We start from the raw sequence: 12,911 nt of genomic DNA, 5'->3' as shown, positions 1-12,911 counted from the left end.
GGTCGTCAGTCCAGGCACGCACGTACCGCGCGCTCGACGACCGGCCGGACCTCGGCATCCGGATCGACCGTCACGCGGTGCAGGACGAGTCCGTCGCCCGCGGCCATCAGCGTGCGGACGGCCTGATCGGGCGCGTTCGCCCCCACGCGCGCGAGGATCGCCGTGGTCCACTCGACGTACGCGCGGCGCTGGTCCAGGAGCGGGGCGAGGAGCTCGGCATCGCCGGCGCCCTCGAGGAACAGCGCGTAGCGGGCCCGCGTGCGTTTCGCGAGCGGTCCCGTCTGCCACTCGATCAGGGCGCTGAGCGCCTCGACCAGCTCGCCGGGCGTCTCCACCGGGGATGTGCCGCCGGCCGCGAACTCCGCCCGCTCGGTCTCGGCGAGCCACGCCACGACCCCCGCCACGAGCGCATCGCGAGTGCGGAACCAGTTCGACGTGGATCCCTTCGGCAGACCCGCGCGCTCGTCGACGCGCGCGTGGGTCAGCGCCCGGATGCCCTGTTCGCCGACGAGTGCGAGCGCGGCGTCGAGTGCTCGCTCGCGTGTCGATGCCATGATCCCGACTGTAGGCGACACCGACCTACTATAGAAGTAGTGACAATCCACTATGAAAGTAGTAGCGTTCGTCGCATGACCGATATCACCGGCATCCGCTCGTCGATGGTCACCGCGAACGGACTGCGTATGCGCGTCACGGAGGCCGGGACGGGAAGTCCCGTGCTCATGCTGCACGGGTTCCCCCAGAGCTCCAGGGAGTGGGCGCCCGTCATGGCGGCGCTGTCGGATCGGGCGCGGCTCATCGCGCCGGATCTGCGAGGAGCGGGGGAGACCGACGCGCCGAGCTCGGGCTACGACTCCGAGACGGTGCAGCGCGATGTCATCGCACTGCTGGACGAGCTGGGGCTGGAGCAGGTCGATCTCGTCGCCCACGACTGGGGCGCGATCGTCGGATTCGATCTGTGCCTGACGCATCCCGAGCGGGTGCGGAGGTACGTCGCCATCGCGGTGCCCGCTCCGTATCTGCGCATGAACAGCGGGCTCGCGCTCGGGCTGATGAAAGCACTGCCGCACCTCTGGTTCCAGTGGGCAGTGGCCACCCCCGGCCTCGGGCCCGCGCTGCTGTCGCGGGGTCGGCAGCGGCTCGCGAACTACATCCTCCACGCCTTCCAGGTGCGCCCGAAGGCGGAGGCCGACGAGGCGGCCTATCTGCGCGCGCTGGCCGATCCGGCGCGCGCCCGCGCAGCGTCCAAGCTGTACCGCGGACTGATACTCCCCGGTTTCATGAGGGCGGTGAACGGCTCCTACCGCGGGCGGGTGCTGAGCACGCCGACGCTGGTGCTCTTCGGCGCGGATGACGGGCTGCTCCCCAAGGATGCGCTCGAGGTGAGTCCCGACGACGCCCCGCACACGACCATCGAATACGTGCCCGGCGGCGGGCACTATGTCGTCGACGAGAACCCCGCCGAGGTGGCGCGGCGCATCGGCGAGTTCCTCGGGGTCTGATCGGAAAGGGCCGGCCTGTCCTTGGATGAGGCCGCTCAGGCCGCGAGGGAGTGCGCGTCCAGGATCGTGTAGGCGTAGCCCTGCTCGGCGAGGAACCGCTGCCGGTTCTGCGCGAAGTCCTGGTCGACGGTGTCGCGCGCGATGAGCGTGTAGAAGCTGGCGGTGTGGTTCGACTGCTTCGGGCGCAGGAGCCGGCCGAGGCGCTGGGCCTCCTCCTGGCGTGACCCGAACGAGCCCGAGACCTGGATGGCGACGGATGCCTCGGGCAGGTCGATCGAGAAGTTCGCGACCTTCGACACCACGAGCACGGAGATCTCGCCCACACGGAAGGCCTGGTACAGCTCCTCGCGCTCGTCGACCGGCGTCTGCCCGGTGATCTTCGGGGCGTTCAGCGCCTCGGCGAGCACGTCGATCTGATCGAGGTACTGCCCGATGATGAGGATGCGCTCGCCCTCGTGCCGCTCCACGAGCTGACGCACGACGCCGATCTTCGCCGGCGCCGTGGCGGCGAGACGGTACCGCTCGTCGTCGGCCGCGGCGGCGTACTCGAGGCGGTCGCCGGCCGGCAGGTCGACGCGCACCTCGTAGCAGACGGCGGGGGAGATGAAGCCCTGAGCCTCGATCTCCTTCCACGGCGCGTCGAACCGCTTGGGGCCGATGAGGCTGAAGACGTCGCCCTCGCGGCCGTCCTCGCGCACGAGGGTCGCCGTCAGGCCCAGCCGTCGCCGCGCCTGCAGGTCGGCGGTGAGCTTGAACACCGGTGCCGGCAGGAGGTGCACCTCGTCGTAGACGATCAGACCCCAGTCCAGGGCGTCCAGCAGCGCGAGGTGGGCGTACTGTCCCTTCCGCTTCGCGGTGAGGATCTGGTAGGTCGCGATCGTGACCGGCTTGATCTCCTTGACCTGCCCCGAGTACTCGCCGATCTCCTCCGGGGTCAGCGACGTGCGCTTGAGCAGCTCGTCGCGCCATTGGCGCGCGCTGACCGTGTTCGTCACGAGGATGAGGGTCGTCGTCTTCGTCTCGGCCATGGCGCCCGCGCCCACGAGGGTCTTGCCGGCGCCGCAGGGGAGCACCACGACGCCGGACCCGCCGTCGGTGAAGATGTCGACCGCCTGCCGCTGATACGGCCGCAGTTCCCAGCCGTCTTCGGCGAGGTCGATGGGGTGAGGCGTCCCCGGCGTGTAGCCGGCGAGGTCCTCGGCCGGCCAGCCGATCTTCAGCAGCTCCTGCTTGATCTGGCCGCGGGCCCACGCGTCGACGACGTAGACGTCGGGGGAGGGGTGGCCGATCAGCAGCGGCTGGATGCGCTTGTTCTTCGACACCTCCGCCAGGACCGCGGCATCCGTCGATCGCAGGATCAGCTCGCCTCCGCTGTCGTCCTCGGCGACCGGGGTGCGCTCGATGACCAGACGCCCGTACCGGCCCACCGTCTCGGAGATGTCGATCGAGACCGACGGGGGCACCGGGAACCGCGACCACCGGTCGAGCGTCGCGAGCATGTCCTGCGCGTCGTGCCCGGCGGCCCGTGCGTTCCACAGCCCGAGCCGCGTGATGCGGTAGGTGTGGATGTGCTCGGGGGCGCGCTCGAGCTCGGCGAAGATCGCCAGCTCGTGGCGGGCGCTCTCGGCGTCGGGATGTGCGACTTCGAGGAGCACCGTGCGGTCGCTCTGGACGATGAGGGGGCCGTCAGCCATAACGAGCTAGTTTACCGGCGCCCCGGGCGGGACGGGCGTGACGGCTCGGAGGGCGAAGCGGATGCCGCGACTCACGCGACGCCGACGCTGACGATGCTCGACACGGGCAGGGTGCGTTCGATGTCGGCGGCGCGGTCGCGTCCGCGCAGGCGGCCGCCGCCGAGCCCGGCCGCCTCGAGGGTGAAGGAGCGCTCCGCGCCGTCAGGCATGCGCACCACCACGATGATCTCGGCGCGGCTGCGCACGGCCTGCTCGAGCTCGCGCTCGAGCCACCCCGCCTCGCCGTCCGTGCCGTGCCCGCCGCGGAGGATGGCGATGAGTCGTGCGTACGCCTGCTCCGCCGTCGCCGCGGGTTCCGAGGGCGTGCCCGAGGTGCGCCGGTGGATCGACTCCGGGCGTCCTGCCGCATCGAGCGCGATCACCGGATACCGGGCGTCTGCGAGCGTCCAGTAGACCGCGTCCCTGGCCACGCGCGAGGTGAGGGCCTCGCCGTCGGGCACGAGTCCGAGCGGACGAAGCGCCTGATCGATCGCGATGGCGTCGAGCAGGCTCGTGTCGGGACTCTCGACCCGGGTGCGGCCGGTGCCCTCGTGGGCGCGCACACGCACCATGCCGTGTCGTGCTGCCGTGCTCTCGATCAGGTACTCCAGCGGCTGGGGGATCCCGGTGAGCGACAGCGAGGCGAGGAAGGCCCGCATCGACTCCGCCGTCTCGCCCTCGGTCATGCCGGCGGCGAGCGACGCGGCGGTGAAGCGGTAGGTCGACGCCTGCGCGCGCGATTCGCGTGCGGCCATGGAGCGCAGCCGCAGGTCGAGTGCGGGCGCGAGCGGCCCTGGCGCGATCGCGGTGAGATCGGCCTGAAGATACACCCTGTCGATCTCGGCGGGGAGGTACGGCGCCATCGTGGCGGCGTCGGCCGCTTCCCCCGCGCGCAGCGCCGCCGTCCAGGGGAACTCGGCGGCGCCGGCGGGATCGAACAGGCCCCAGCGCACGCCGAGGCGGTGGAGCTCACCGGCGCGCGCCGGCCAGTCCGGGTCGAGCGGGTACGCCGTCGGCCACGAGGCGGGCGAGGCGAATCCGCCCGCCGGGGTGCGCAGCCCCGCGGGCAGGCTGGCGCGCAGCCCCTCGGCGATCGCCTCCCAGCGCTGCGGAGTAGGCGCCTCCAGCCACCGTTCGCCCAGGTCGGTCACGACCCACTCGCGGTCGTGCGCGACGGCGAGGCCCGCTCCCGCGGCGGAGGTCAGCAGATCCTCGAGGTCGTCCGAGAACTCGATGGCCCCGGCATCCATGAGCCGGCGGCGATCCGCCGCGCTCACCGGACCGGCGCCCGTCCGCGCGAGAGGGGCGTGCAGACACGCGAGGAGCACGTCGGCGAGGGAGCCGGCCGTCGTGAACGCCCGCTCTGCGGCCCCGGCGGAGGATCGCGGCTCGGCGGGCGCCGGCTCGCGCTCGTCGGCGGCGGGGGTGAACGCCTCGGGGGAGGTGGCCGCCGCGGCGGCCACCCGTTCGGCCACCACCGCGTACGGCGCACCGTCGGCGTCGACGAGCGCGAGGAGCGACGCTGTGCCGTCGGCCCGGCTTCGCCCGTCCCGCAGGGCGATGAGATCGCGGCGGTCGAGGCGGGTCAGCGCACGGTCGACCGATGAGGACTCGAGCAGGCTCTCCGCGGCGTCGAAGAAGTCGTGCCATCCGGCCTGGGCAGACACGCCCCGTGCCGCGAGCGTCGCCGCGAGCGCGGCATCCCCGAGATCGGCGAGCCGTGTCGCGAGTGCGCGCGCGTCGGAGACCAACCCGGTCAGCCCCCTCTGTTGGCCCGCGACCTCCGGACGAGACTCATGATCAGCACGGCGAGCAGCAGCCCGAACGCCACGATCGGCGCGATGTACACGAGCACGCCCACCAGCGGCCAGATTCCGGCGCTGAAGTCCGCGCCCGCGGCCGACGCGATCATGATCGCGAAGAAGCAGACGATCGAGAGCACGAGCAGCCCGAGCGACATGAAGGCCAGGACGCGGTCGATGCGGCGGACGGGGACGTCGCCGGAGGGATTCGTGCTCATCCGCTCCAGCCTACCCGCTGGCGCTGACCTTGCGGAGGGACGATGCCGAGCCGGTGGGGCCTGCCGCCAGGGCGTGCCATTAGGCTGGTGGGTGGGGTTCAGAACCCCGATTTCGTCATGCCGCCGCGCGTGGGCGCGGCGCCCGATCCAGCGAGGTTTCCATGCCCACCGGCAAGGTCAGGTTCTACGACGAGGAGAAGGGCTTCGGCTTCATCTCCTCCGACGACGGTCAGGACGTCTTCCTGCACGCCACCGCCCTGCCCGCCGGCACTCCCGCTCCGAAGACGGGCACGCGGCTGGAGTTCGGCATCGCCGACGGCAAGCGCGGGCCGCAGGCGCTCTCGGTCCGAGTGCTCGAGGCTCCCGTCAGCCTCGCCAAGCGCTCCCGCAAGCCCGCGGACGACATGGCGATCATCGTCGAAGACCTGGTGAAGCTGCTCGACGGCATCGGCGGCGACCTGCGTCGCGGTCGCTATCCCAGCGGCTCGCACGCCAAGAAGGTGGCCGCAGTCCTGCGCAAGGTGGCCGATGAGCTCGACGCCTGATCCCATCGATCCCGACGCCGACTTCCTCCTGGATCCGGTCGTCGATCCGGTCGAGCCCGCCGCCGAGCCGGCGGAGCCGGCTGCCGAGGCGTCGGCGCCCGCTGACGAGGCGTCGGCGCCCGCTGACGAGGCGGCGGAGCCCGCGTCGCCCGACCCGCGGCTGCTCGAGGCCCATGACCTGGCGCTCGCGGCCCTGCGCGAGATCACGCCGGCATCGACGATCGGCGAGCCCGCGGACTACCGGATGGAGGCCGACGGCGTCGTCTCGCTGCGGTTCACCAACCGGCTCGCCGGGTATCCGGGCTGGTTCTGGACCGTCAGCCTCGCGCGTGTCGAGGACGCCGAGCCGACCGTTCTCGAGGTCGAGCTGTTGCCCGGCGAGGGAGCGCTCATCGCGCCGGACTGGGTGCCTTGGGCCGTGCGCCTGGCCGATTACCACGCCGCGCAGGCCGCCGCCCAGGCGGAGTCGGCCGCGGATGACGACGACGAGACGGCCGAGGGCGAGGAGCTCGACGACGTCGACGACCTCGATGCAGCCGACTTCGACGACGACGGTTCGCCCATCCTCCACGCCGGGGATGTCGACGGCGTCGACATCGACGAGCTGGCCGACCTCCACGACGACGACTCCGACGAGGAGGACGACGAGGACGACGACTCCGACGACGACGACTCCGACGACGAGGACGAGGACGACTTCGACGACGAAGACGGCGGTGACGAGGACGACGACGAGGACGACTCCGACGACGACGACGAGGACGACTCCGACGACGACGAGGACGAGGACGACTTCGACGACGAGGACGGCGCTGACGAGGACGACGACGAGGACTTCGACTCCGAACGTGCCTGACCTCCTCCAGACATGACGAAGGGGTGGACTCCCGCCGCCCGCAGCGCGGTGGGATCCACCCCTTCGCGTTCTCTCAGCGGCGCTCGACCGCGTGCTCGGCGGGCGCCGCCGGGCGCGCCACCGCATCGGCGACGCGGAAGCGTGCGCTCAGCAGCACGTCATCGCGCGACGACGGCCCGACGAGCAGTTCGAAGTCGCCGGCTTCGACAAGGCGCCGGCCCGCGGCATCCACGATCGTGCACTCCGCGACGGGCAGCGACAGCTCGACCGTCGCCGTGTCGCCCGGCTGCAGGTCGACGTGGCGGTACGCCTTGAGCTCCTTGTCGGCCCAGCTGACCGAGGTGACACTGTCACGCACGTAGACCTGGACGATCTCGTGCGCCGGCCTGTGGCCCGTGTTGCGCAGCTCGACGAGGGCGCGCACGGTGTCGCCCCGACCGACGTGGGATTCGACGATGCGCAGGCCCGAGTACTCGACCGTCGTGTACGACAGGCCCTCGCCGAAGGCGAACGCGGGGCTCTGCGTCAGGTCGGCGTAGCGCTCGCCGTGCTGGCCGCGGATCTGGTTGTAGTAGATCGGCAGTTGGCCGGCATGGCGGGCGAACGAGAGCGGCAGGCGGCCGCTCGGCTCGATCAGGCCCAGCAGCAGCTCGGCGACGGCCTGGCCCCCGCGCATGCCGGGGTTCGCCGCCCACACCACGGCTGCGGCATCCGTCACCGCCGGTGGGAGCACATGCGGCTTCGAGGCGAGCAGCACCACGATGAGGGGCGTCCCGGTCGCGGCGAGCGCGTCGAGCAGGGCGATCTGTCCGCCGACGAGCTCGAGCGTCGCGGTCGACCGGCCTTCGCCGACGAGCTCGATGCGGTCGCCCACCACGGCGACGACGTAGTCGGCCGCCCCTGCGGCGGCGACCGCCTCGGCGATGCGGTCCGCGTCCGGTGCGCTCGGCACGACCACCTGGGGCCGCGGCTGTCCGTCGGGGAAGAACGCGCCCGCCGGGTCCTCCTCGAGGGTGAGGATGCCGGCGCCCTGCGCGTGCGTGATCTCCCAGTCCTCGGGAGCGTGCGCGCGCAGTCCGTCGAGCACCGTCGTGATCATCTCGCGCGGGTGCCCGTCGCGGATCCAGTCGACCTGACCGGACGAGCCGGCCCAGTCTCCCAGCTGCGTCTGCGCGTCGTCGGCGAGCGGGCCGACCACCGCGATACGACGGCGACCGGATGCTGCGGCCACCGCTCGTCCGGATGCATCGGCGGTGAGCCCGCCGGCGAGCGGCAGCGTGCCGTCGTTGCGCAGCAGCACCAGCGAGCGACGCGCGACCTCGAGATTGAGCGTCGTGTGCGCGGCGGACCCGACGGCCATCGCGATGCGATCGCGGTCAGGAAGGCGCGGATCCTCGAAGAGGCCGAACTCGAACTTCAGCAGAAGGATGCGGGTGACAGCCCGGTCGAGCGCCTCCTCGGTCATGAGTCCCTGCGCCAGGGCGTCCTGGGCGCCCTGGAAGAACCCGGGCGTCGTCATGATCATGTCGTTGCCCGCGAGCACGGCGGCCGCGGCGGCGTGGGCGTAGTCGGGCTGCACCTTCTGCTCCCACACCATGCGTCCGACGTTGTCCCAGTCCGTGATGAGGGTGCCGGTGTAGCCCCACTCGCCGCGCAGCACGTCGTTCAGCAGCCAGTCGTTGACCGTGATCGGCACCCCGTCGGTGGTCTGGTAGCCGAGCATGAAGGTGCGGCATCCCTCCTTCGCCACCCGCTCGAACGGCGGCAGGAACCATGACCGGAGCTTGCGGCGCGAGATGTCGGCCTCGCTCGCGTCACGGCCGCCCTGTGTTTCGGAGTACCCGGCGAAGTGCTTCGCCGTCGCGAGGATCGCGGTCGGATCATCGAGGCCGCCGCCCTGGTAGCCGCGCACCATCGCCGAGGCGAGCTCGCCGATGAGGAACGGATCCTCGCCGAACGTCTCGTCGACGCGCCCCCAGCGCAGGTCGCGGGCGATGCAGAGCACCGGCGAGAACGTCCAGTGGATGCCCGTCGCCGAGACCTCGACGGCGGTCGCGCGCGCGACGCGCTCGGCGAGGCCGGCATCCCATGACGCGGCCATGCCGAGCTGGGTGGGATAGATCGTCGCGCCCTCCCAGAACGAGTGCCCGTGGATGCAGTCCTCGGCGACGAGCAGCGGGATCTGCAGGCGCGTCTGCAGGGTCAGCTCGCGGGCGTGCAGCACCTTCTCGGGGGAGGCGTGCAGGATCGACCCGGCGTGCATGCGCACCACGTGTTCCTCCAGGTCGTCACGCGCGTCGAGCTGAAGCATCTGCCCGATCTTCTCCTCGACCGTCATGCGACCGAGGAGGTCGGCGATGCGGTCGGCGACCGGAAGGGAGACGTCGAGGTAGGCCGGGCGCCCTCCGTGGTGATGTGGGGTGGCGGTCACGAGGTCTCCTGCGTGTTCGTGTTCGTGTTCGTGTTCGTTCGCACGACCGTGACGGCGTCGTTGACGTTCATGCCCTTCTTCTTCATGGCACGGGCGCGTTCACCGGCGGACCGCAGGCGCGGGTTGACGTACTCGTCGATGCCGAAGTTGATCAGCGAGAGGGCAACGCCGATGGCGGCGATGCACAGACCCGGAGGCAGGAACCACCACCACTGGCCCTGGCGAAAGGCCCCCTGCGCGCTCGCCCAGTTGAGGATCGTGCCCCAGTTGTAGGTCGTCACCGGGATGATCCCGATGTACGACAGGGTCGTGAGGCCGATGATCGCGGCCGTCACGGTGCCCACGAAGCTGGCGGCGATCAGTGCCATGAGGTTCGGGAGCATCTCGACGGCGATGATCCGCCGGAGGGGTTCGCCGTTGGCGCGGGCGGCCTGCACGAAGTCCCGGCCGCGCAGGGACATCGTCTGCGCGCGCAGCACGCGCGCGCCCCACGCCCAGCCGATGAGGCCGAGCACTCCCGCGACGAGGATGAGGGGCGGATCCTCGAACATCGACGCCACGATGATGATCAACGGGATGCCGGGAATCACCAGGAAGACGTTCGTGAGAGCCGACAGGCCCTCGCTGCGCCACCCGCGCAGGTAGCCGGAGAGCACACCGACGACGATCGCGATGACCGTGGCGATGATCGCTGCAAGGAAACCGACCACGATGACGCCGCGGGTGCCGTGGATGACCTGGCTCAGCACGTCCTCGCCGATGTGCGTCGTGCCCAGCCAGTGCTCCGCCGAAGGCGGCTGGAAGCGCGCAGTGTTGTCGACTTTCGTGGGGGAGTACGGGGCCAGCACGTCCGCGAAGATCGCGACGAGCACGAAGAACCCGAGGATCGACAGGCCCGTGATCGACTTCCGGTTGCGGAACATCGCGAATGCGGCACCCAGCCTGGACCAGAAGGTCGGCTTCCCGGGCGCCTTGCCGGCGGGGGCGGGCCTGCGGACGGTGGCGGTCGCCGGCGTGCGCGCCGGACGCTGCGCCGTCGTGTCGTTGACGATCGTGTTCATGCTCAGGCCTCCGTCTGGCGCGTGCGCGGGTCGAGGAACGCGTAGGCGACGTCGGCGAGGAGGTTCGCCAGGAGCACCGAGATCGTGATCACGAGGAACACCCCCTGCATCAGGGCGTAGTCCTTCGCGCTGGTGGCGTCCAGCAGGAGCTTGCCGATGCCGGGGTAGCTGAACACCACTTCCATCACGATCGTGCCGCCGACGATGAAGCCGAGCGCCAGCGCGAAGCTCTGGATCTGAGGGAGCACGGCGTTGCGGGCGGCGTAGCGCCAGAGCACCCGGTCGTTGGGCATGCCCTTGGCCTGCGCGACGGCGACGTAGTCCTCGTCGAGCACCGTGAGCATCATGTTCCGCATGCCCAGCATCCAGCCGCCGAGCGAGGCGATGACGATCGTCCCCGCGGGGAGGAAGCCGTGATGGATCACGTCGCCGATGAACTCCCACGACCACTCGGGCGCCACGCCGACGCCGTAGGCCTTGCCGATCGGGAACCACCCGAGCGCGACCGAGAAGACCGAGATCGCGAGCAGCCCCAGCCAGAAGTACGGGATGGTGCTGAAGAAGGTGGTGATGGGGATGAGGACATCGAGTCTGCTGCCCCGGCGCCAGCCGACGATCGCGCCGCCGATGGTGCCGATCGCGAATGCGAGGAGCGTCGCGAAGCCGACGAGGCCGACCGTCCAGATCAGTGACTGGCCGACCACCTCGGTCACCGGCCGCATGCCGTGCAGCAGCGAGATGCCGAGATCGCCGCGCAGGAGGAGGCCCCAGTAATCGACGTACTGCTGCCAGAGCGAGGTGTCGGCATCCATCCCGAGCAGGGTGCGCAGAGCCTCAGCCGCCTCCGGCGTGACGTTGCGGTTGCGCGCGAGATACGCGCTCACCGCGTCGCCCTTCATCAGGCGCGGCAGGAAGAAGTTGATGGTGATGGCCGCCCAGAGCGTGAACAGGTAGAACAGGGCGCGGTTGCCGAGGAAGCGCCAGGGGACGCGGGCGCGGCCCTTGACGACGCTTGTCGCGGTAGTGCCCGCCTCGATCGCGTCGAAGTCCGGGGACGGCAGCTGAGGGGCGAGGGCGCTCATCTCTCACCTCCGAGAATGCCGGCTGCGTGCGCGAAGTAGGTGTCGGGATCGGGGGATGCCGCGCGCAGCTCCTGGGTGTACGGGTTCTGAGGACGCAGGATCACGTCGTCCGCGGGGCCGCGCTCGACGACGCGCCCTTGGTTGAGCACGAGGACCTCGTCGCTGAAGTGCCGGGCGGTGGCCAGGTCGTGCGTGATGTAGAGCACCCCCAGCCCATGCTCGCGCTGCAGATCGGCGAGCAGGTTCAGCACCCCCAGGCGGATCGAGACGTCGAGCATCGAGACCGGTTCGTCGGCCACGAGCAGCTTCGGGCGGGAGGCGAGCGCGCGGGCGATCGCGACGCGCTGGCGCTGCCCTCCCGAGAGCTCGTGCGGCCGGCGGTCGATGACGGCGTCGGCGTCGAGGCGGACGCGTCCGAGGAGGCGGCGCACCTCGTCGTCCAGTCGGTCCTTCGGCACGACGCGGTCGAGCTGCAGCGGCCGCTGGATGGCGTAGCGGATGGTGTGATACGGGTTCAGTGACGCGAACGGATCCTGGAAGACCATGCGCAGCTGCTGCCGGTAGGCGCGCAGTCCCTTGCCGCGACGGGGGATGGGCGCACCGTCGAAGCGGACCTCGCCGCTCGTGGGCGTCTCGAGCTGGGTGAGGATCTTCGCGATCGTCGACTTGCCGCTGCCGGACTGGCCGACGAGCCCGATCGTCTGGCCGGAGCGGAGCGTGAAGCTCACGTCGTCGAGCGCCTTGATCTGCCCGGCGCCGCGCACGGAGTACACCTTGGTGACGGCGTCGAATTCGAGGACGGTCATCGGTGGACCACCCCTCTCTCTCCGGTGAGTCGGGGGAACGAGGCGAGCAGCGTCCGGGTGTACTCGTCCTGCGGATCGGTCCAGACTCGCTCCGCGGCGTCGAGCTCGACGATCTCTCCCTCGCGCATGATCGCGATGCGGTCGCTGATCTCGAGCAGCAGCGGCAGGTCGTGGGTGATGAAGATGACCGAGAAGCCGAACTCGTGGCGCAGGTGGGAGATCTGGCGCAGGATCTCGCGCTGCACGAGCACGTCCAGTGCCGTCGTCGGCTCGTCCATCACCATCAGCTGCGGGCGCAGCGCGAGCGCCATGGCGATCATGACGCGCTGGCGCATGCCGCCCGACAGTTCGTGCGGGTACGAGCGGTAGCGCTGCGCGCCGACCTTGACGATGTCGAGAAGCTCGATGGCCGCGTCGCGCCGCTGCGAGCGGGTGAAGCTCGGACGGTGGACCTCGAAGACGTCCTCGAGCTGGGAGCCGATGGTGGCCACCGGGTTCAGCGAGTTCATCGCGCCCTGGAAGACCATCGAGATCTTGTCCCAGCGGAAGCGGCGCATCTCCTCGGCCTCGAGTCCATTGATGTCGACGTCCTCGCCGTTCGCGTCGTGGAAGGTGACGGACCCGCCGGTGATGACCGCCGGGGGCTTGAGGAGGCGCTGGACGCCGTAGGCGAGGGTGGTCTTGCCGCACCCGCTTTCGCCGGCGAGTCCGAGGATCTCGCCGCGCTGGAGCTCGAGGGTGACGTTCTTGACCGCCTTCACGGGGGGATCGACGTCGTAGACGATCGAGAAGTCGTGGACGGAGAGCAGCGGGTCTCTCATCGGTGCTGTTCGCTTTCGTGAAGGCCGACGTGCGGGCGGAGCGGATGCCGAGGC

The 12,911-nt window shown here is 70.7% G+C and carries 12 protein-coding genes; 3 read left to right on the top strand and 9 right to left on the bottom strand.

Features of this window, described 5'->3' with window-relative positions:
• Positions 1-5: 5 nt before the first annotated feature.
• Positions 6-554 carry a TetR/AcrR family transcriptional regulator gene (locus ACWGUG_RS14395; protein WP_452325094.1) on the bottom strand — a complete coding sequence of 183 codons (549 nt, stop codon included), beginning with the start codon at positions 552-554 and terminating at the stop codon, positions 6-8.
• Positions 555-629: 75 nt separating this feature from the next.
• Here ACWGUG_RS14395 and ACWGUG_RS14390 point away from each other — a divergent pair, with 75 nt between their 5' ends.
• Complete coding sequence (locus tag ACWGUG_RS14390; RefSeq protein ID WP_452325093.1) at positions 630-1,502, top strand: alpha/beta fold hydrolase; 873 nt, start codon at positions 630-632, stop codon at positions 1,500-1,502.
• 35 nt (positions 1,503-1,537) lie between these two features.
• Here the strand turns inward: ACWGUG_RS14390 and ACWGUG_RS14385 are convergent, their stop codons facing one another.
• The 3 genes from ACWGUG_RS14385 to ACWGUG_RS14375 all read right to left on the bottom strand — a co-directional run bounded on the left by ACWGUG_RS14385 (position 1,538) and on the right by ACWGUG_RS14375 (position 5,255).
• Positions 1,538-3,196, bottom strand: a complete 1,659-nt coding sequence (locus ACWGUG_RS14385) for a DNA repair helicase XPB (protein WP_452325092.1) — start codon at positions 3,194-3,196, stop codon at positions 1,538-1,540.
• 71 nt (positions 3,197-3,267) lie between these two features.
• Positions 3,268-4,986: a helicase-associated domain-containing protein gene (locus ACWGUG_RS14380; protein WP_452325091.1), complete on the bottom strand. Its 1,719-nt coding sequence runs from the start codon at positions 4,984-4,986 to the stop codon at positions 3,268-3,270.
• Between the two features lie 5 nt (positions 4,987-4,991).
• Complete coding sequence (locus tag ACWGUG_RS14375; RefSeq protein ID WP_336396663.1) at positions 4,992-5,255, bottom strand: multidrug ABC transporter ATPase; 264 nt, start codon at positions 5,253-5,255, stop codon at positions 4,992-4,994.
• A gap of 161 nt (positions 5,256-5,416) precedes the next feature.
• Here ACWGUG_RS14375 and ACWGUG_RS14370 point away from each other — a divergent pair, with 161 nt between their 5' ends.
• Positions 5,417-5,800 carry a cold-shock protein gene (locus ACWGUG_RS14370; protein WP_452325090.1) on the top strand — a complete coding sequence of 128 codons (384 nt, stop codon included), beginning with the start codon at positions 5,417-5,419 and terminating at the stop codon, positions 5,798-5,800.
• Positions 5,784-6,656, top strand: a complete 873-nt coding sequence (locus ACWGUG_RS14365; protein ID WP_452325089.1) for a DUF3027 domain-containing protein — start codon at positions 5,784-5,786, stop codon at positions 6,654-6,656. The genes ACWGUG_RS14370 and ACWGUG_RS14365 overlap by 17 nt, the downstream gene beginning before the upstream one ends.
• A gap of 73 nt (positions 6,657-6,729) precedes the next feature.
• Here ACWGUG_RS14365 and ACWGUG_RS14360 read toward each other — a convergent pair whose 3' ends face one another.
• The 5 genes from ACWGUG_RS14360 to ACWGUG_RS14340 are packed head-to-tail and all read right to left on the bottom strand — an operon-like array spanning position 6,730 to position 12,857.
• Positions 6,730-9,087: an exo-beta-d-1,3/1,6-glucosidase gene (locus tag ACWGUG_RS14360; protein WP_452325088.1), complete on the bottom strand. Its 2,358-nt coding sequence runs from the start codon at positions 9,085-9,087 to the stop codon at positions 6,730-6,732.
• Positions 9,084-10,148 (bottom strand): ABC transporter permease, encoded by a 1,065-nt coding sequence (locus tag ACWGUG_RS14355; protein ID WP_452325087.1) that lies wholly within the window; start codon positions 10,146-10,148, stop codon positions 9,084-9,086. The genes ACWGUG_RS14360 and ACWGUG_RS14355 overlap by 4 nt, the downstream gene beginning before the upstream one ends.
• Positions 10,149-10,150: 2 nt before the next feature.
• Positions 10,151-11,230 (bottom strand): ABC transporter permease, encoded by a 1,080-nt coding sequence (locus ACWGUG_RS14350; protein ID WP_452325086.1) that lies wholly within the window; start codon positions 11,228-11,230, stop codon positions 10,151-10,153.
• Positions 11,227-12,036 carry an ABC transporter ATP-binding protein gene (locus tag ACWGUG_RS14345; RefSeq protein ID WP_336396657.1) on the bottom strand — a complete coding sequence of 270 codons (810 nt, stop codon included), beginning with the start codon at positions 12,034-12,036 and terminating at the stop codon, positions 11,227-11,229. The genes ACWGUG_RS14350 and ACWGUG_RS14345 overlap by 4 nt, the downstream gene beginning before the upstream one ends.
• Positions 12,033-12,857: an ABC transporter ATP-binding protein gene (locus ACWGUG_RS14340; protein WP_452325085.1), complete on the bottom strand. Its 825-nt coding sequence runs from the start codon at positions 12,855-12,857 to the stop codon at positions 12,033-12,035. Before ACWGUG_RS14340 ends, ACWGUG_RS14345 begins: the two co-directional genes overlap by 4 nt.
• Positions 12,858-12,911 lie beyond the last annotated feature (54 nt).

The organism is Microbacterium sp. NPDC055455, assembly GCF_053619935.1.
This window is presented reverse-complemented; position numbering and strand designations above follow the sequence as displayed.

Excerpts from the sequence above, each read along its gene's own strand:
- ACWGUG_RS14350 (WP_452325086.1), bottom strand. The coding sequence starts at position 11,230 with ATGAGCGCCCTCGCCCCTCAGCTGCCGTCCCCGGACTTCGACGCGATC.
- ACWGUG_RS14395 (WP_452325094.1), bottom strand. The coding sequence starts at position 554 with ATGGCATCGACACGCGAGCGAGCACTCGACGCCGCGCTCGCACTCGTC.
- ACWGUG_RS14390 (WP_452325093.1), top strand. The coding sequence starts at position 630 with ATGACCGATATCACCGGCATCCGCTCGTCGATGGTCACCGCGAACGGA.
- ACWGUG_RS14345 (WP_336396657.1), bottom strand. The coding sequence starts at position 12,036 with ATGACCGTCCTCGAATTCGACGCCGTCACCAAGGTGTACTCCGTGCGC.
- ACWGUG_RS14385 (WP_452325092.1), bottom strand. The coding sequence starts at position 3,196 with ATGGCTGACGGCCCCCTCATCGTCCAGAGCGACCGCACGGTGCTCCTC.
- ACWGUG_RS14375 (WP_336396663.1), bottom strand. The coding sequence starts at position 5,255 with ATGAGCACGAATCCCTCCGGCGACGTCCCCGTCCGCCGCATCGACCGC.
- ACWGUG_RS14365 (WP_452325089.1), top strand. The coding sequence starts at position 5,784 with ATGAGCTCGACGCCTGATCCCATCGATCCCGACGCCGACTTCCTCCTG.
- ACWGUG_RS14340 (WP_452325085.1), bottom strand. The coding sequence starts at position 12,857 with ATGAGAGACCCGCTGCTCTCCGTCCACGACTTCTCGATCGTCTACGAC.
- ACWGUG_RS14355 (WP_452325087.1), bottom strand. The coding sequence starts at position 10,148 with ATGAACACGATCGTCAACGACACGACGGCGCAGCGTCCGGCGCGCACG.
- ACWGUG_RS14370 (WP_452325090.1), top strand. The coding sequence starts at position 5,417 with ATGCCCACCGGCAAGGTCAGGTTCTACGACGAGGAGAAGGGCTTCGGC.